17 protein-coding genes and 1 pseudogene are annotated in these 18,729 nt (G+C 40.1%); 8 read left to right on the top strand and 10 right to left on the bottom strand.

Going from position 1 to position 18,729, the window contains the following annotated elements; translation table 11 throughout:
- Positions 1-363: 363 nt before the first annotated feature.
- Both mtaB and dapF read right to left on the bottom strand, forming a co-directional pair.
- Positions 364-1,638, bottom strand: a complete 1,275-nt coding sequence (mtaB, locus tag N6A79_RS14000) for a tRNA (N(6)-L-threonylcarbamoyladenosine(37)-C(2))-methylthiotransferase MtaB (RefSeq protein ID WP_268546414.1) — start codon at positions 1,636-1,638, stop codon at positions 364-366.
- Positions 1,638-2,513, bottom strand: coding sequence for a diaminopimelate epimerase (gene dapF / locus N6A79_RS13995; RefSeq protein ID WP_182419786.1), 876 nt, complete (start codon positions 2,511-2,513; stop codon positions 1,638-1,640). Before dapF ends, mtaB begins: the two co-directional genes overlap by 1 nt.
- 307 nt (positions 2,514-2,820) lie before the next feature.
- Here dapF and N6A79_RS13990 point away from each other — a divergent pair, with 307 nt between their 5' ends.
- Both N6A79_RS13990 and N6A79_RS13985 read left to right on the top strand, forming a co-directional pair.
- Positions 2,821-3,354, top strand: coding sequence for an AprI/Inh family metalloprotease inhibitor (locus N6A79_RS13990; RefSeq protein WP_182418223.1), 534 nt, complete (start codon positions 2,821-2,823; stop codon positions 3,352-3,354).
- A 102-nt stretch (positions 3,355-3,456) separates the two neighbouring features.
- Entirely contained in the window at positions 3,457-4,125 is a 669-nt protein-coding gene (locus N6A79_RS13985; protein WP_268546413.1) for a hypothetical protein, read from the top strand.
- Positions 4,126-4,271: 146 nt separating this feature from the next.
- On the opposite strand, the gene N6A79_RS13980 is transcribed toward N6A79_RS13985, so the two are convergent.
- The gene (locus tag N6A79_RS13980) at positions 4,272-6,368 is read right to left on the bottom strand and encodes a transglycosylase domain-containing protein (protein WP_268546412.1); all 2,097 of its coding nucleotides are present in this window, start codon (positions 6,366-6,368) and stop codon (positions 4,272-4,274) included.
- A gap of 745 nt (positions 6,369-7,113) precedes the next feature.
- Between N6A79_RS13980 and trxA the strand changes: the two genes are divergently transcribed.
- Positions 7,114-7,437: a thioredoxin gene (gene trxA, locus N6A79_RS13975; RefSeq protein WP_182418220.1), complete on the top strand. Its 324-nt coding sequence runs from the start codon at positions 7,114-7,116 to the stop codon at positions 7,435-7,437.
- A gap of 158 nt (positions 7,438-7,595) precedes the next feature.
- Here trxA and N6A79_RS13970 read toward each other — a convergent pair whose 3' ends face one another.
- The 3 genes from N6A79_RS13970 to N6A79_RS13960 form a co-directional block, all read right to left on the bottom strand.
- On the bottom strand, positions 7,596-8,102 hold the full coding sequence (locus N6A79_RS13970) for a TIGR00645 family protein (RefSeq protein WP_182419785.1): 507 nt from the start codon (positions 8,100-8,102) through the stop codon (positions 7,596-7,598).
- Positions 8,103-8,393: 291 nt separating this feature from the next.
- Complete coding sequence (locus N6A79_RS13965) at positions 8,394-8,672, bottom strand: DUF1150 family protein (protein WP_246708086.1); 279 nt, start codon at positions 8,670-8,672, stop codon at positions 8,394-8,396.
- A gap of 54 nt (positions 8,673-8,726) precedes the next feature.
- On the bottom strand, positions 8,727-9,161 hold the full coding sequence (locus N6A79_RS13960; RefSeq protein WP_182418219.1) for an Hsp20 family protein: 435 nt from the start codon (positions 9,159-9,161) through the stop codon (positions 8,727-8,729).
- Positions 9,162-9,445: 284 nt separating this feature from the next.
- Here N6A79_RS13960 and N6A79_RS13955 point away from each other — a divergent pair, with 284 nt between their 5' ends.
- The 3 genes from N6A79_RS13955 (at position 9,446) to N6A79_RS13945 (ending at position 11,596) form a co-directional block, all read left to right on the top strand.
- Entirely contained in the window at positions 9,446-10,246 is an 801-nt protein-coding gene (locus N6A79_RS13955; protein WP_182418218.1) for a carbon-nitrogen hydrolase family protein, read from the top strand.
- A gap of 23 nt (positions 10,247-10,269) precedes the next feature.
- A complete protein-coding gene (locus tag N6A79_RS13950; RefSeq protein ID WP_182418217.1) occupies positions 10,270-11,163 on the top strand; it encodes a LysR family transcriptional regulator in 894 nt (297 codons plus the stop codon).
- A 223-nt stretch (positions 11,164-11,386) separates the two neighbouring features.
- Positions 11,387-11,596, top strand: a complete 210-nt coding sequence (locus N6A79_RS13945; protein WP_182418216.1) for a TOBE domain-containing protein — start codon at positions 11,387-11,389, stop codon at positions 11,594-11,596.
- A gap of 88 nt (positions 11,597-11,684) precedes the next feature.
- Here the strand turns inward: N6A79_RS13945 and N6A79_RS13940 are convergent, their stop codons facing one another.
- The 4 genes from N6A79_RS13940 to N6A79_RS13925 all read right to left on the bottom strand — a co-directional run bounded on the left by N6A79_RS13940 (position 11,685) and on the right by N6A79_RS13925 (position 16,739).
- Complete coding sequence (locus N6A79_RS13940; protein WP_268546411.1) at positions 11,685-12,929, bottom strand: hypothetical protein; 1,245 nt, start codon at positions 12,927-12,929, stop codon at positions 11,685-11,687.
- 84 nt (positions 12,930-13,013) lie between these two features.
- Positions 13,014-14,252: a saccharopine dehydrogenase family protein gene (locus N6A79_RS13935; RefSeq protein ID WP_182418214.1), complete on the bottom strand. Its 1,239-nt coding sequence runs from the start codon at positions 14,250-14,252 to the stop codon at positions 13,014-13,016.
- A gap of 263 nt (positions 14,253-14,515) precedes the next feature.
- Positions 14,516-15,628, bottom strand: a complete 1,113-nt coding sequence (gene nspC / locus N6A79_RS13930) for a carboxynorspermidine decarboxylase (RefSeq protein WP_268546410.1) — start codon at positions 15,626-15,628, stop codon at positions 14,516-14,518.
- 199 nt (positions 15,629-15,827) lie between these two features.
- Positions 15,828-16,739 carry a DMT family transporter gene (locus tag N6A79_RS13925; RefSeq protein ID WP_371739851.1) on the bottom strand — a complete coding sequence of 304 codons (912 nt, stop codon included), beginning with the start codon at positions 16,737-16,739 and terminating at the stop codon, positions 15,828-15,830.
- A 612-nt stretch (positions 16,740-17,351) separates the two neighbouring features.
- Here N6A79_RS13925 and N6A79_RS13920 point away from each other — a divergent pair.
- Positions 17,352-17,477 (top strand): annotated as a pseudogene (locus tag N6A79_RS13920) (DDE-type integrase/transposase/recombinase); the annotation flags it as partial.
- A 220-nt stretch (positions 17,478-17,697) separates the two neighbouring features.
- A complete protein-coding gene (locus N6A79_RS13915; RefSeq protein WP_268546409.1) occupies positions 17,698-18,687 on the top strand; it encodes an asparaginase in 990 nt (329 codons plus the stop codon).
- The last annotated feature ends 42 nt before the right edge of the window (positions 18,688-18,729 follow it).

Here is an 18,729-nt window from a genome sequence, read left to right as displayed (position 1 = left end):
AATTTCAGCAAATGTTTCATCAAGTGTTGTATCGGGTTTAGGACTTGATGAATCGCTTTGGCTTTCGGTTTCCTCTTTTGGGGAGGCTACTTTGGCATGGTGAGTGGCGTGTTCACTTGCAGCTTTTTGAGCTTCCGCTTCTTCTTGCGCCTGTTTTAATGCCAGTTGGTGGGCTTCAAAAGGGGTTAATGCTGGTGCTTGACCTGCATTTTCTTCATCTGTCTTATCGGCAAAAGAAAAAACCTTTTTGAAAAAACCAGCCATATTGTTTTAAATCCTTAAAAAAACATCAAGCCACAGGCGTGGCTTTTTCTCATCTATATATCAAAATATTGTTTTTGCTAATCCAAAAAAGTTAGATTGTTAAGCCGCAATTCTATGACCAATCAGTTTATCACCCTCAACATGGGAAATATCGCAATCTATAATAGTGCCAGCCACCGCACCTGCTATTTCGGTCAAGGTATAATCTTCACTGCGGCCAATGCCATCGCGTTCAACCAAAACTCGCTGGCGGCGACCAATTGCCTGTTGCAAGTGCTTTTCATAGGCTTTGTCACCTTCGCTGCGTAAAATTGCAGCGCGTTCTTTAACTATACCACGTTCTAATTGCGGCATACGGGCGGCAGGTGTTCCTTCACGCGGCGAAAACGGGAAAATATGCGTATGGGTTAAACCGCAATCGGCTATAAGCTGACGGGTATTTTCAAACATCTCTTCCGTTTCGGTTGGAAAACCAGCAATAATATCAGCGCCAAAAATAAATTCAGGACGTTTATCGCGTAAATCATTGCAAAAACGCACTGAATCTTCACGAGCATGGCGGCGCTTCATGCGCTTTAAAATCATATTATCGCCCGCTTGCAGTGATAAATGCAAATGTGGCATTAAACGTTTCTCATAGGCTAAAAGCTCTAATAATTCGTCATCCGCCTCAATCGAGTCAATCGATGATAACCGCAAGCGCTCAAGGTCGGGTACACTACGCAAAATTGCTGCAACCAACTTGCCAAGCCCAGCTTTTCCCGGAAGATCTGGGCCGTAGCTGGTAAGGTCAACTCCCGTTAATACAACTTCTTGATAGCCATTGCCATTAAGACGCTTTATCTGCTCAACCACTGCCCCCATGGGAACTGAACGCGATGGACCGCGACCATAAGGAATGATGCAAAAGGTGCAACGATGATCGCAGCCATTTTGCACTTGCACAAAAGCACGAGCGCGCCCTTCAATAAGGTCAACCATATGGGGGGCATTTTCTTTAACCTCCATAATGTCATTAACGCGGACTTTTTCAAAAAGATTAACACCAAATTCAGGCAATTGGCGATAAGAATGAGAATGCAATTTTTCTTCATTACCTAAAACCAAATCGACTTCGCCCATGGCTGCAAATTCGGGGGCAAGGGTTTGGGCAGCGCAGCCGGTGACGATAATACGTGCGTCAGGATTTTCACGCCGTGCTTTACGAATAGCTTGGCGGGCTTGGCGTACCGCTTCACTGGTTACAGCGCATGTATTAAAAATGATTGCGCCGCCCTCAAGCGTGTCAAGACCAGCCGCTGCGCTTTCTTTGCGCATGACTTCAGACTCATAAGCATTCAGCCTACAACCAAAGGTAACAATTTCAGTCGCCATCAGGCATTAACTCTTTCAATCTTCAAATTTGCTTCATTCTTGATAAATTGACCCGATAATGGATCAAAATATCCAGAAAACTCGTATTGGGTTGGCCCAGTCATAAGGACATTGCCGTCATCTTGCCAAAATAATTCTAAATCACCACCCGGTAATGTTGCCACAGCGCGCTTACCAATAAGCCCACGACGATTAGCTGCAACAGCCGCTGCACAAGCCCCAGTACCGCAAGCAAGGGTTAGGCCCGCACCGCGCTCAAAAGTGCGCATATTAAACGATGTTGGCGAGGTGATTTCGACAATGGAAATATTAATCCGTTCTGGAAATAACGCATCATGCTCGATAATTGGTCCTAAATCCCCCAAGGGATAATCCCAAACATCCTTATCAACAATATAAATCGCATGGGGATTACCCATAGAAACAAGCGAGGCATCCTGCAAGGGGCCAGTACCAACTGCCACATGGTTGGTATCATCGATCGCATGTTGCGTTGGAATATCCTGCCAGTTTAAACGCGCCTTACCCATATTAACCGAAACAAGACCATTTTCAAGGCGGCTTGCTTCCACAATACCACCATCAGTTTCAAGGATAAAATGGCTCTGCCCATTTTGATTGTAGAGCCATTCAACCACGCAGCGTGTGCCATTGCCGCAAGCCTTGGCCTTTGAACCATCACTATTCCAAATTTCAATATAATAATCAGTTGTTGAAATGCGGCTATTATAAATTGCCATAATTTGATCAAAAGAAGTTTCATCATGGCTGGCAAGTTCTATCGCCGCAGCCGCAACAATATGCACATTTTGGTCGCGCATGTCAGCGACAAGAATCTTATTACCAAGACCGTTCATTTTGGTAAGTTGTGTCATTGCTCTTTGCTTTTGCATAGCTGTCATTTCAGACTTGAGTAAAGATTCTGGCATTTTAATAATTCCGGCAGATTTATTTTAGATTATCACATGAAATCTGATTGATGTGCCTTATATGGCGTAAAGACAATAAAAATACCAGTTGAACTTGAGTAGAATTATTAAAAAGCACTATAATGTGTTGCTATTAAGCCGCATTGTTAAAAAAAAAGCTTAATTTCATTGCATTTATAAGTGAAAACCGAATATTAGCAAAAAAACCTTTTATGGTTAACAAAATTGACCGATTCGGATGATGGAGCATGTCATGGCGTTGAATAAAATTTCATTGGTTGCGTTAGCTTTGGCTGCACTGGTAACTACAGGCTGTATGGCAGACCGTATGGGCAGTGGCAATTATCAAAATGCTGATGTGCGCCCATTCCCACCAGCAACAGGCACTGGCCCTTCAGCATCAATTTCGCAGTCTGAATTGCCAGCCCCAACAGGCGACTATCCAACTGCGCCAGGCATGGATGGTCAAAATCAAGTTGCAAGCCTTGGTAGTGAAGCAACTGGTATTAACCTTGCTGCAGCCAGTATTGCAGGTGTTTGGAATGCCAATGTTGGTGGCCTGACCTGTAAAGTTGTAACGCCAATGACCAAATTTGGCCAAGGCTACCGCTCTGCACCTTTAAATTGCCCTTCAGCCATTTCAAGCGTTAATTCTTGGAATATTAGTGGTTCAAAACTTGAATTCTTTGATGCATCAGGTGCAAGCGTTGCAACACTTACATCACAAGATGGTACCCATTTTAGTGGCCAAACCTCGTCAGGTTCGCCAATTAGCCTTTCACGCTAAGTTTAACGTGTAAAAGCTCATATTAGGATAGATCAGAACTGGCGTTAAATGTGCCAGTTTTTTTATGTTCTTCTATATTAGGGTCAACGAACGGAGGGGGAAATGGTTAAAATTTGTTGTTTTCATACGGCTAAAAGCAATGTGGCGCTTTATGATGAAGCAGCTTTAAATCTTTGCAAACTAGATGATGCAGCAGATTATAACCTAGAAATGACCCACATTATTCGCCCTGATTTACTCGAGCGTATTGAGCAAAATTGCGATATTCCAAACACTTTAGCAGCAACCGCTGATGCAATGCGAATGGCAGCAAAAAATGCTGATGCTATTTTACTAACCTGTTCTTCCCTTGGCGCTGCGGTTACTTTAGCAAAAGAACAATCTCAAAACATATTTTTTAGGTCAGATGAAGAATTGGCCCGTGAAGCGGCGAATCTTCGAGGCAAAATAGCTGCATTTTGTAGTGTTAAAACAACGATTAAACCAACCCAGCAAATATTTGATGCACAAGATTTTGGCAAAGAAAATAGTTTTGATATTATTTTGATCGAAGGCGCTTGGGATTTGTTTAAAGCGTGTCAATTGCAAGAATATAATGCATTAATTGCCAAAGTCGCGAATGAAGCATTAAAAGGCGATTATCAAAATATTGTACTTGTGCAATCGTCAATGATGAAGGCCGCAAAACACATAAATCATTCAACGGTTTTAACTGCACCTGAAGCTAGTTTAAAGGCGGTCATGCAACAATTTCTTAAACTAAATAAATGATGTATCTCTTTATTAAAAATCATTAGTTTCAATCGATTGCATTATTCTTCAATGCTTCTAGTTTTGGTGTTGAAAATTATTATCGTTAAATGCGTGTTGGTTTAATTGATCGCTGATAAACTTAACCAACACGCATTTTTAATAATCTATTCAGTTCTTAATATTTCCATCAAGCTTTTATTCTTAATTTCAACATTCTGGTTAGCTTGTGGATTAACAGCTGGTGGCGGTGGTGGAAAATTATCATCACTATCACCATAATGATAGCCATTTTCATTATAAGGTGATGGGGTATTATCATCATCAGGCAAGAGATCATTGCCGCCAGGAATTGCGTTTTCGATTTGATAACTCGCCAAAAGATCGCGTATAGGCATATTTTTTTCAGCAGCTCCCATATAATCTTTCCACACATTAACTGGAAGCCCGCCGCCGCTTACACCCTTCATTGGCTTGCCATCATCATTGCCAAACCAAACACCAGTAACATAATCAGCTGTATAGCCAATAAACCATGCATCACGTGAATTTTGACTGGTACCGGTTTTGCCCGCAGCAGGTCTACCAATATTAGCTCGTTTAGCAGTTCCGGTTAAAATGGTTTGTTCAAGCATGGCATTCATCATGCCAACAATTTGTGGATCAATAACGCGACTGCCACTTAATTCACCAATATCATAAAGCACTTTACCCTTCGTGTCGGTAATGCGGCGAATAATATGAATTTGTGGCTTATAACCACCATTGCTTAGTGGTACAAAAGCACCAGTCATTTCAATAAGGCTAACTTCTGACGTTCCAAGGGCAATTGATGCATTATCATTGAGGCCAGAATGGACGCCAAGACGATGAGCTGTTTCAATGACTGCATCAGTGCCAACTTCCATAATCAATTGCGCGGCAACCGAATTTAACGAGTGGGAAAGCGCCGTGGTCAGTGTAACTTGCCCCATATATTTGCCGCCGGCATTGCGCGGTGTCCATTTACCAATTTTTACAGGTGCATCATTACGAACGGAATTTGGCGTGCGCCCTTGCTCAAGTGCTGCCAAATATACAAAGGGTTTAAAAGTTGATCCTGGTTGACGACGAGCATCGGTCGCGCGGTTAAATTGGCTGTCAGCATAATTGGCGCCGCCAATTAATGCGCGGATTGCACCGCTTTTATCAATAGAGACAAGCGCTGCTTGCGAAACATTATTCTTTTTACCAGATGTTGATAATTGCGTATTAATTGCCTTTTCAGCCGCTTTTTCAAAACCATAGTCAAGAGTGGTTTCCACGATAATATCGCGCTCAGCCTCGCCAATTAAAAATGGCAATTGGCTAACCACATAATCAGCCGCATAATTTTCGCCGCCCGACCAATAGGATGCAGCCTTTACCATGGGTTCAGCAAGGGCAATTTGCAATTGTGTGTCATTGATCATGTCTTCTTGGCGCATGGCTGCAAGTACCAACTTAGCGCGTGCATAAGCAGCTTCGGGATTACGCGCCGGTGATAGGCTGGATGGGGCTTTTAAGAGACCCGCAAGGGTTGCGGCTTCCAGCAAAGTGACGTCTTTAGCCGATTTATTGAAATAACGCCGTGAGGCAGCCTCAACACCAAAAGCACCAGAGCCAAGATAAACACGGTTGAGGTAAAGCTCAAGAATTTGATCTTTATTAAGCTTTTTCTCAAGCCACAAGGCAATAAGTGCTTCCCTTACTTTACGATCAAGCGTGCGTTCGGATGATAAAAACAGATTTTTTGCCAATTGCTGTGTAAGGGTTGAACCACCTTGCTTACCACGACCATTGGTAACATTAGTATAGACCGCGCGCGCAATCCCCACTGGATCAACACCATAATGGGAATTAAAACGCCGATCTTCGATAGCTACAACCGCCTTACCAATCCAAGGGCTCATATTTTTTAACGTGACTGCTTCACCACCGGTTGTACCACGATTGGCAATCAACTCTCCACCACGCGCAACAATACGCACATTGGGTGGGCGGTCGGGAATCGTCCAAGTTGATAATTGCGGCATGCTTAGCCAGACATAGGTAATATAGGCGCCAAGAAAAATAATGCCCCATAGCCCCAAAACAAAGCTCCAATAAAAAAGCCTACCAAAAAAACTTCGTTGTTTTTTTGACTTGCGCCGTTTGGAGGAAGACGATTGTCCGCTACTATTTTTGGACTTTTTGCTTTTTTTAGTTGTCGGTTTTATGACGCGATCATCCTCAGAAATGTGCATTACGCCCCCTTTAAATAATTTAGGGTTTGATAGTTAAAGGTTATTGCTAATGTCACGTGGTTAATTTCCTAAAGTGATGGTAGATCATAAATATTTTAAAAGCGTAAAGTCTAGGTTGGATTTGATCAAAGCTTCAAGCAATGCCTAAACCAGTTGGTGTATGACGTAAAGCATAAGAATCTCACTTTGCGCATATTTAAAATAGTTTAGGGGCAATTTATCGGCAAAATATGGCAAAGTTTGAGTTTTCTATTCGTATGGATTCCAAATATTGAAATGACTAAATATAACGAGAAACTCTGTTTTTAGCATCTTTTCATTTAGCAACGGCTTTGGCGTTAAATTTACCAATTAGTAGAACGGTTTTGCCTCTATCACGGATAAACAAAAATTTGTTTGGTCAAGACGCGTAAATTATATGATAATTTGCTTGAGCTAGGATTAAAATTAAAAAATAATTCTAATAGAAAATAAAAATCCATGCTATACTATAACCATACAGGAAATTTAGGTTTTTAAATGTCCTATTTCGCTTAGCACTGCGACAAGCTTGTTCTTGACGTAAGACCTAAGGTCAGCCATGATAATTAATAAGCTATAGCAATGTTAGATGCATTGACTTAAATATGCATTTAACCGTGCAAAAATGCATGAAAATATAAAATTAAATCCGTTCGCTCTTTTTTATAAAGTCGAACTGATTTAAACCTTTCCGAAAGATCAAGGCCTATATAAGGATTTCAACATGACAACTGTAACCGTGGATACAACAAATTTCGAAAGTGACGTATTAAAGTCAAATCAACCAGTTGTTGTGGATTTTTGGGCTGAATGGTGTCAGCCATGCAAAATGATTGCCCCAGCTCTTGATGAAATTTCGCAAGAATTGGAAGGCAAGGTACGTATTGCCAAGATCAATATTGATGAAAATCCTGAACTTGCAACCCAATTTGGTGTTCGTTCGATCCCAACATTGTTGATGTTCAAGGATGGTGAAGTGACATCAAATATGGTTGGAGCAGCTCCTAAAAGCCGCCTTGCTGATTGGATTAAAGCATCGATTGCATAAAAACTGCCGTTAAAAGGCTGATTTCTTGCATATGACATTATGCTAACTAATTTGTCTTCATTAAAAATTAAAGCCCATTGCAGTTTTATTGCAATGGGCTTTATTATTTTCAAACTAAAATTAATAAAAAGCATTACGCCGCTTTGAAAAATAGTGGTTTACTTTTTGTCTTTTTTGGCGGTGAGCTTATCAATATAGGCAAGGAAAAGCGCGGAAACAATAAAAGTAAGATGCAAAATTGTGTACCATTTAACATGGTCCTTATTGAAGTCATAAGGCAGGTTGAGAAATATTTGCAACAAATGAATAGAAGAAATTGCAATAATTGTTGAGGCAACTTTAACCTTTAAAGAGCCAGCATCAATAGTGCCAAGCCAATGAACATCATTTTCGCCTTCATCAAAACGGCTAACAAAATTTTCATAACCAGAAATAATCACCATCACCACTAGGCTAGCAATTAGCGCTGCATCAATAAGACCAAGCATTTCTAAAATTGTTGCTTTTTCATTCAACGTAAACACATGTTGAACAAATAAAAACAAATCCTTAGCAAAAGAAAGCGCGTAAACCGCAAGGGCAAAGGCAAGCCCTACATAAAAAACAACTAGCAACCAGCGCGAGGCTAAAATAATTGCTTCAATTAATAACTCAATGCGCTTCATCATTCATCCTATTTAACTAACAATGCTCAAATTATTTTAATATTATATGACTTATAACGCCTGATAAAGCCTTAAAAAGAGAGCAATTGCAGGCTGCTATAATATAAATTTAGACCATTTTGCAACATTCATGGAAGAGGCTACAAAATAAGACCGGCAAATAACGTCTTATTTAATTAAATTTTTTAATAAAATGAAGCCAGCTTTTAATGAAAAAGTCTCATTAAAAGCTGGCTTTGATAAAATTATAACGTCTAATTACCCACAGAATTTAAAAACTATGCAAAATTATTAATGTAAGGTAACTGTTTCCAATTCATGTTCATTGGCACCAGCTAAAGCTTGCCCCTTAGCATCAGAAAGCACTATTGGCTCACCACTTGCGCCAAACAGCCCCCAAACTTCAATATTAGGGGTCATTTCGGGAAGGCCGGGGAAATTCTTTGCCAATTCGTCGGTATTGACCTTTTTGACATAAGCAATGCGCCCAGCACCAAGCTGCGCAAATTCGGCTGAGGTAAAAATAGGCTTTTTAGTTGTTTTTGTATTAGTCATTTTGGTATTTGTCATGGCATCCCTCCATAGAGCCGAGATATCATTATTTAACGCTTAATAACGTCAATATTACTCATCACTTGTTGAAATGGTTATTCGTCGCACCTGCTTTTCCGGCTGTGGGCGGTTAAGATCAATGGCCAAAAGACCATTTTTCAATTCTGCTCCAATAACCATCATGCCATCGGCTAGTACAAAAACCCGTTGAAATTGCCGTGAAGCAATACCACGATGGAGATATTCATGCTCACTATCATCCAATTGCTTGCCACGAATAATAAGCTGACTATCTTCAACAGACACATCAAGCTCATCAGGCGAAAAACCTGCAACAGCCAAAGTAATTCGCAACCTCACTTCGCCGGTTTCATCTTCCAAATCATTAAGCCGTTGGATATTGTAAGGTGGGTAACCATCACCAGATTTTGCCACCCTTTCCAAAGCTTTTTCAACAGTATCAAATCCTAATAAAAGTGGATTTGAAAAAGATGCTATACGTGTCATTTGCAGTCCTCAAAGTTCAAGCGACCGAGTAAGACAGCCCTTTATTGGCACTGTCACTTCATAACTATATGGTAATAGATCAAAGGCCAATCAAGGGTGCCACTCAAATATCCGTGACATAGTGATGTCAGAGCTACAATCCTTAAACCACAAGACAAAAATAAGGTGCCAAAACCTGGCCAAGGCGCCAATTATAAATACTTATGAGAACTGCTTGTCATAAATCATTAGGCGGTTTAGTCTCAGCCTTAGACAGGATATTAAGTTTTTAAACGGGATAGCTCATGAAAATCGCTCTTGCTCAACTTTCTGCTAGTCGAAACAAACAGGAAAATCTTGATAAGGCCTTGCTTTATATAAAACAAGCAAAAGCACAAAAAGCCGATCTTATTGTTTTCCCAGAAGTCTATATGGCTTTGCTTGGACCAAAATCTGGTATTGTTTATGCCGATATGGCAGAACCACTTGATGGACCTTTTGTCAGTACCTTGGCAAAAGCTGCCAAAGAAAGCGGCATCCACATTATTTGCGGCATTTTTGAAAAATCCAGCAGTGATAATATTCGCGCCTATAATACCATTATTTTTTTAAATGATAATGGCGAGCTTATCCATAGCTATCGCAAAACCCATCTTTATGATGCGTTTTCCTATCAAGAATCAGCCAATATCATTGCTGGCGACAATGGTTTTGAACCGGTCAAAACGCGCTTTGGCACCATTGGTTTGCTGGTGTGTTATGAATTGCGCTTTCCCGAAATTTCTCGCACCCTTGCCTTAAAAGGCGCTGATATTCTTATCGTACCCACCGCTTGGGTTTCTGGCCCGATGAAGGAAGAACATCTATTATCTATATCCAAAGCACGCGCCCTTGAAAACACCGTTTATATGTGCGTTGCCGATCAGGTAGGCAATATTTACAGTGGCCGCAGTGTTATATATAATCCCATGGGCACTATATTAGCGAGTTGCGGCGAAGATGAAGGGCTTATTTTTGCAAATATTGATCTTGAAAAGGTCAAAACCACCCGCGAAAAATTGCCCTGCCTTGATCAAAGACGACCAGAGCTTTATAAGCTTGGCTAATTCATCCTTATAGAAAGACTGCAATGGCACGGGAAAACCTCAATGATCTGGCAACCTTTGTTGTGGTTGCACGGGAAAAAAATTTTACCCGTGCCGCGGCTCAACTTGGGGTATCACAATCAGCATTAAGCCATACAATAAGAGGGCTTGAAGAACGTTTGGGCGTGCGCCTCCTTACCCGCACCACACGCAGCGTTACCTTGACCGACGTCGGCGCGCATCTTCTCTCTACCCTAGGCACCCGCATTGATGATATTCATGACGAGATTAATCTTTTGGGGAATTTTCGCGATAAGCCAAGCGGTTCTATCCGTATTTCTACCACTGATTATGCCATTAATACAATTCTCTGGCCAAAGCTGCAAAAATTTTGCCGTCAATATCCTGATATTAAAATTGAACTTATTGATGATTATCGCCTTACCGATATTGTCAGTGAGCGTTATGATGCCGGCACTCGCCTTGGCGAACAATTACAAAATGGCATGATATCAGTGCGCATCGGCCCCGATATTAAATTTACTGTCGTCGGCGCTCCAAGCTATTTTGCAGAGCACGATAAGCCAAAGTCACCGCAAGATCTTATTCAACATAATTGCATCAATATGCGCTTTGTTTCCACCGGCGGAATTTATGCATGGGAATTTGAAAAAGACGGCCATGAACTTGCTGTACGTGTTGAAGGTCAATTAATCTTTAACGGAAGCTACCATATTTTAGAAGCTGCCAAAAAAGGTTTTGGGCTTGGCCATCTGCCATTAGATATAGCACAAGAGGCGATTGATAAAGGCGAATTAATCCCCGTTTTAGAAGACTGGTTTCCCCCTTGGCAAGGCTATTATCTTTATTATCCAAGCAAGCGCCAACACTCTATGGCCTTTCGCCTTTTAGTCGATGCATTACGCTATAAAGGTTGAGTTTATAACAACAAAGTATTTCTTTACTTCGTTATAGTATAAATCGTTATAACGCACAAATAATGAGACAAATTGTCATTATTTATTTTTAAATAAATCCTTGTCTTTTTTATGAGGTCTTATATATATCCCTAAAATAAGAAAAATCTTGATTATTAGATTTGTGTTTATTCATTATTATTAAAAATGGTTGACACGCATATTTTACAAAAAGGATAGTAAAATGAAAATTAGTGCACGTAATGTTCTTAAAGGTAAAATCGTTGAAATTAAAAAAGGCGCAACCACTGCCCATGTTCGCCTTGATGTAGATGGTACAATTGTAACAGCATCAATTACCAATGAATCTGTAGACGATCTACAATTGACCGTTGGCATGGAAGCTGCAGCAGTTGTTAAGTCATCGGATGTAATGATTGCAGTTGCTGACTAAGCAAATAAAATATCTCAATTTCTATAATTAATTTGCAAGGCCGGATATTTTAATCTGGCCTTGTTGCATTTTGCAACATGAAAAGCGTTTAGAGTTTCAATAGACTTAATCTATTGCCATCAAAAAATGCAGCTATATTGCTTTGATCATTAAAAGCTTGCGGCATGAAATTTGGTAAAAAGCCCAATCTTTGCCAGTTCTTCATATCCCAAAGACTAAGCCCTATTTCATCTACGGATATTAAGCCTTGGTTAGCTTTATAAAACAGACCCTTTGGTCCGCGCACAACTGTAATTGTACCATTCTTGATATCATAAAGAAACGCATAAGGATTAGCTTTATTATTGGTCTTTGTGCCTAAAATAAAGTTGTTTTCATCTAGCCAGCAGGCACCACAATCCCAATCATCGCGTGCTAAGACCTTTTGCTTAGCACATTTTTCGTCACTTTCTTTTATATTTTGCGTCAGCCATGTTTTAGCGGAAAATAGCGACGGCCAACCTCTTGGGTGCCAAACCCAACCATCATCTAAAATTGTAGCTTGATCGGGCGACAAATAAAGCCCCCCATGAAAATATTCAGGATCATTATAAGTAGTCTTTTCAAAATGACGTTGAGTTAAACACTCTCCGGTAGTTGTATCTAAAATATCAAGGTGGTTCCAGTCACGACGCTTTATAAGATAGTTTTTTTCATTATAGATAAAAAAGCAAACACTAAAAGGAACAGTTGAACAATAATAGCGATCGCTTTCAAGATCGCAAATAGTCTTATTATTCTTTAAATCAATAAGCTGGCCATAGCGCCCATAATCATGGACAATAGCACAAAAATGCCTATCATCGCTTACATGCAATTTTACTGTCAGATGATGCCCCATAAAATTTTCATCTCCCTCAAAAGGCAATGAAAAATTACTGAGAAAAACATGACTATCGTCACATTGGTTAAATTTAAAAATTTGACTATTCGTGGAAGCCACCAACCACTCATCTTTTCCAAACGGGCTTATTGCTGCAATCTCGAAAGGAAATTGAGAATGCTGAATAGCGGCAAAGTTATAAGGTTTTTGCTCTTTCTCGAAAGTCGCAGGGCTATGATAAAATTCATCAAAATAGCCTTCACGAAAAATCACTGCCAACGTCTCATCGCTAGGGTCACGCAATGCGCTTTCAATGTCTTTTTGGGGCTTTGATGAGCATTCGCCACATAGCAACATAAAATCTTCACTATTGCCAGTAAAGACACACCCATAATAATCATCGGGTTCGGCAATAAGGTGGCAGCAAACGGATTTAATATGCTTATAATCATAATGCCAATTTTCCTGCATTTTGCCCCAACCTTAAAAAAAACCCTGTTAGACGATAATCTAACAGGGTTTATTGATAATTTCCAATTTTTGAAAAGCAAAAATTTAAAGCTCTAATGGCTTATCATTTTCGCCTTCTTTAATGCGGGTTGGCAGCCCCATTTTATCAAGCAATGCTAAGAAAGGCTGCGGCGCTAATTCTTCAATATTGGCCATGGTTTTTACGTCCCATTCGCCGGTTGCAACCAATAATGCAGCAGCTGCGGCTGGAACACCAGCAGTGTAAGAAATACCCTGCGCGCCAGTTTCATCATAAGCTTCTCGGTGATCGGCAACATTATAGATGAATACTTCGCGCTCTTTACCGTCTTTTTTACCCTTAACAAGGTCACCAATGCAAGTTTTGCCGGTATAATCAGGTGCAAGTGATGATGGATCAGGCAAGACGGCTTTAACCACTTTAAGCGGCACAACTTCCAAGCCTTCAGCTGTTTTAACTGGCTGTTCAGATAACAGACCAAGATTTTTTAAAACATTAAATACAGTGATATAACGCTCACCAAAGCCCATCCAGAAGCGAATATTTGGCACATCAAGATTTTTGGACAAGGAATGAATTTCATCATGTCCAGTCATATAGGTTGTGCTAGTGCCAACAACTGGTAAATCCCAATCCTTGCGCACTTCAAACATCTCATTCGATGTCCAATTATTATCCTGCCAAGACCAAACTTGACCAGTAAATTCACGGAAGTTAATTTCAGGATCAAAATTTGTAGCAAACCAGCGCCCGTGACTTCCCGCATTAATATCAATAATATCAATCGATTCCATTGTGTCGAAATAATTGTCACGCGCTAAAGCAGCATAGGCATTAACAACACCAGGATCAAACCCTGCACCAAGAATTGCGGTAACACCAGCTTTTTCACATTCCTCACGGCGTGGCCATTCATAATTGCCATACCAAGGTGGAGTTTCGCAAATCTTCAACTGGTCTTCATGGATCGCTGTATCAATATAGGCAACCTTTGCCTCTACACAGGCGGAAAGCACCGACATATTCAAAAAAGCAGAACCAACATTGATAACAATTTCAATATTGTTATTTTTAATCAGCTCAACGGTTGCCGCAACATTCATGGCATCAAGGCTATGGGCTTTGAAAACTCCATCAACTTTCATGGAATTTTTTTCTTTGACCGAAGCAATGATGATCTCACATTTTGCAATTCTACGTGATGCAATATGAAGATCGCCAAGAATATCGTTATTTTGAGCACATTTATGGGCAACAACCTGTGCCACACCGCCGGCGCCAATAATCAGGACATTCTTTTTCATTCCCGGTTTATCTCCTTATAGCTTGCTATCAATGGTTATGAAATATCCGCTCTGGCACCATGCCAATCAATATTTCAGTGAGGTTTAAGGGCTTTAAAAAACGCATAGCGCATGTTTAAAAACCCTTCTAATATAACGCGTCCCACTTAGCAAGATTGCGATTAACACTGTTGCCTTGATAAGCGGTTTCATCAACATTATTAAGCCATTTACGTGATATTATTTCACATTTTCGCTTATGGCATTTATGTTACAATTTCATGTCAAGAAAGACTGTTCATATAATCATTATAATCAAATTCGCGTTGTACACGAATACTGCCATCCAATTCCTTAATGGCAATTGCTGGCATATTAACACCATTAAACCAATTTTTCTTAACCATTGTATAGCCGGCAGCATCCTGCACCGATAGACGATCGCCAATTTTTAGCTTTTCAGGAAATTGATAGGTGCCAAAAATATCGCCAGCAAGACAAGATTTGCCGCAAACCATAATTTCATGAGGGCCGCTATTTGGCAAAATTTTAGCATTTTCGCGATAAATTAGCAAATCTAGCATATGCGCTTCAATCGACGAATCGACAATAGCCAAATCCTTACCATTATTGAGCACATCTAATACTGTAACTTCTAATGTAGTTGAGCGAGTAATCGACGCCTCGCCCGGCTCAAGAAAGACCGTAACATTATGCGTGTCGGAAAACCGCTTCAAGCGATCTGCTAGCGCATCAATTGGATAGCCCTCACCAGTAAAGTGAATACCGCCACCAAGACTGATCCAATCAACATGATTAAATAGCGAACCAAAACGCTGTTCAATTTCACTAAGCATACGCTCAAAAAGCGCAAAATCGCCATTTTCACAATTATTGTGAATCATAAAGCCGCTAATTTGATCAAGCACGGTTTCAATTTTTTTGGCATCCCATTCGCCAAGGCGACTAAAAGGGCGCGCAGGATCGGCCAAATCAAAACTTGATGAACTCATTTGTGGATTTAAACGCAAACCACGTTTAATAGAGGATGATTGCTCACCAAAACGGTTAAGTTGGCTGATAGAATTAAAAATCATTTTATCGGCATAAGAAATCGCTTCATCAATTTCATGATCTGCCCAAGCAACCGAATAGGCATGGGTTTCTTTACCAAATTTTTCGCGGCCGAGCTTTAACTCATAAAGCGAAGAGGATGTGGTGCCATCCATATAATCGCGCATAAAATCAAACACCGACCAAGTGGCAAAGCATTTCAATGCAAGAAGCGCCTTAGCACCAGACTTTTCACGCAATTTGGCAATAAGCTCCATATTGCGGACAAGTTTGGACTTATCAATAAGATAATAAGGCGTTTTGATCGCTGTTACATCTGTCATTTGCGTTTCCACCACTTCTTCAAAAGCGAAAATCTATAATTATTCTATCTTTAAAATTTTTCTATCAAAGGGTCATATAGGCATTTATCCTCAAAAGGGCAAACCAAGTTTTACCCTTTCAAAGTTTTCCAAGCTTTTATAAGTTTATCAGCTCCATGTGAAAATTAAAATACTAGACAAGCATTTCGTTAAAAATGATCTAGTGCGTAATATTAGGCACGTCGGACTTTGGAATATGATCGGTAACCACTTTTTTGCGGTGGAAGATGAAAAGACCAGCAAGAACAATAATTCCAGCCCCTAGCAAAATCATCGCATCAGGATAATGTTTAAAGATAACAATATCGAAGATAATCCCCCAAAGCAGCATGGTATATTGCAAAGGCGCAAGTACCGAGGCTGGTGCCATTTTAAGCGAGCGTGAAATGAGCAAATGCGCGATGCAAGCAACAATACCTAGCAATAAAAGCGAAATGGATTGGGAAAAATCTGGAGTTTGCCAATGGCCAACAATCATGAACAAACCAATCACCAGTGCAATACTATTTTGCCAAGCAACCGATATTGTATCACTGGTTGAACGTAATGAGCGCCCTAAAATCAGCACGAAAGTAAAGCAAAAACTGCTAAACAAGGCAAAGGCTGATGGGAGTGAAATCATATTGGTCGATGGACGCATAGCAATGACAACCCCGACAAAGCCAATACAAATGGCAAGCCACCGCCGCCAAGCAATTCTTTCACCAAGGAAAAAATGCGAAAAGACTGCAACATAAATTGGCACAGCCATATAAAAGGTCATTACATCGGTTAATGGCAAATAAATCAGTGCAGAATAAAAGAATACGGCATCACCAACCGAGCATAGCCCCCTCAAAGCGAGTAAATAGGGACGAGGCGGCTTTATAATATCTTGCGGCTTCTTTTGGCTTAGCATTGGAGTTAAAATAATAAATGCGCCAATTGATCTAAAAACAATCAATTGTCCCACGGCAAAGCCTTGCACCAAAATTTTACCCATTGTGTCATTGGCGGCAAACATAAATTGCCCCAAAATCATCAAAATAACACCCAATGCAATGGAATTTGCCGTAAAGGATGGCCGCTTCAACTTCATGTCAATCTCCGCACTTCATCACCACCTTTTGGCTCGCCCCATTGGTTTGATGCAGTTGCAATTTTAGTTGGATAATCGCTAATACTATTTTAAATTCTTTAAACCAGCGCTACAAAAAAAACCAATAAAAAGCAATGATTATCACTTTAATTGAGTTGTTTTCTTAGACCTGTTTAAATTTAAATAATTTATATTTCACTTGTAACAATAGTAATCGTTGGTTTTATGGCAAAATAATTTAAATTACCGCCCTCACCCGCGGCATATTTTTTAAAATTACACCGCAAATGACAATAAATTTAGACAAAAGTTTAGGGTTTAAAGGGCCCTGTCGCAAATATCATTTGTAATCTGCGTAAACGTAAAAAATATAAAACCTTGAGACTTATCTACCCCCTTGGACTTACCTATTTTAGAAAGCCGTGTCTCAAAAGATTAAAGAACAAATTATTTCAGCCTTTAAAAACCAATTGGTCAAGGAATGATTTTAAAGCCAATTTAAATAACACGGCAATATTGCAGTTCTCGCCCATTTTTACACTTCCATTGATAACACCACAATCAAGGTTAAAGGGCCTAATACTGATTTAGCGGTTAGATTTAGAGAAATATCTCTATCGAGCAATTGATAAACACGGCGTTTTCATTGATTTTTTGACGAAAGCATCGAGAGATAAAAATGCTGCCACGCGTTTTTTTTGCAAGACTTTCAAAGATGATCGGCTTTTTGCAGGTTAATCTCTCTTGGCAAAACTTGCCAATCGGCTAACGAGGCGATAATTTGACATAATCCTTTTAAGGCTTCAACAAAAGGGATATTTTTGCTAAGACTAAGAAGCACTTAAAACTGACGATTTAAGGTTTCAACTTCCTTATTGTCGTTGCTCTAAATCAGTGGCTTTGGCATATTTTGACCGATAAGAATACATAGATAAATTACAGGATGATTAAAATGGCATTTATTTCAATAGGTAGTCTTGGTGGTACTATTGCAATGGTCAAGGACGAGCAACATGGCGGTGTTGTTCCAAAGCTCTCGGCCGAATTATTGGTAAATGCGGTTCCTGATTTAAAGCAATTTGCACATATACAAGCTGAAACCTTATTACAGCTTCCTAGTCCGTCATTAAAAATCCAGCATATTATGGATGTTTTACATTGGGCTGAGCAACAAATTTTAAATGGCGCAGATGGCATTGTTTTAACCCAAGGAACCGACACCCTTGAAGAAACTGCCTTTTTGCTCGACCTTTTTTGGAAGCATGATAAGCCATTAATCGTAACAGGAGCCATGCGCACACCCAATGCTGCCGGCGCTGATGGGCCAGCCAATATTTTATCGTCAGTTATAACGGCCGCAAGCCCTGATACTATTGGTCGCGGGGTACTTGTTGTACTAAACAACACTATTCATGCAGCGCGCTTTATACGCAAATCCCATACACTTGATGTTGCAACTTTTATATCCAGCATTGGTGGATCGCTAGGATATGTTGTTGAAGACCGCCCAGTATTTTTCTCGTCCTTAAAAAATCTACCTAAATTAGATGCACAGTTGCTTAAGAAAAGCGTAAAAATTGGCTTTTATGAATGCCTGCTTGATGGTGATGTTGACGTGTTAGAAATGATGCTTGAGCAAAATCATTACCACGGCATAGTGATTGCTGGCTTTGGCGCCGGCCATGTTTCACAAGATGAAATGGCAATCATTACGCGTTACATGGATAAAAAACCAATTATTCTAGCAAGTAGAACCTATAGCGGCTCCACCGCAGCTAAAACCTATGGGTTTTGTGGCTCCGAGATTGATCTTGCCGCTAAAGGGGTAATATTAGCAAAATGGCTAAATCCACGCCAAGCACGACTATTGCTATGGGCATTATTGGCAAACGACCAATCAATTAGTGATATTAAAGCATTTTTTAATGCCTATAATCCTTGAATGTTGCTTCGGATGAGAACTCATTTCGTTCAAATTAATAGG

The sequence above is a fragment of the Bartonella sp. HY761 genome, from assembly GCF_026743145.1.
Taxonomy (GTDB): Bacteria; Pseudomonadota; Alphaproteobacteria; order Rhizobiales; family Rhizobiaceae; genus HY038.
Note: the sequence above shows the minus strand (reverse complement) of the source record. Positions and strands in the feature narration are given on the sequence as shown.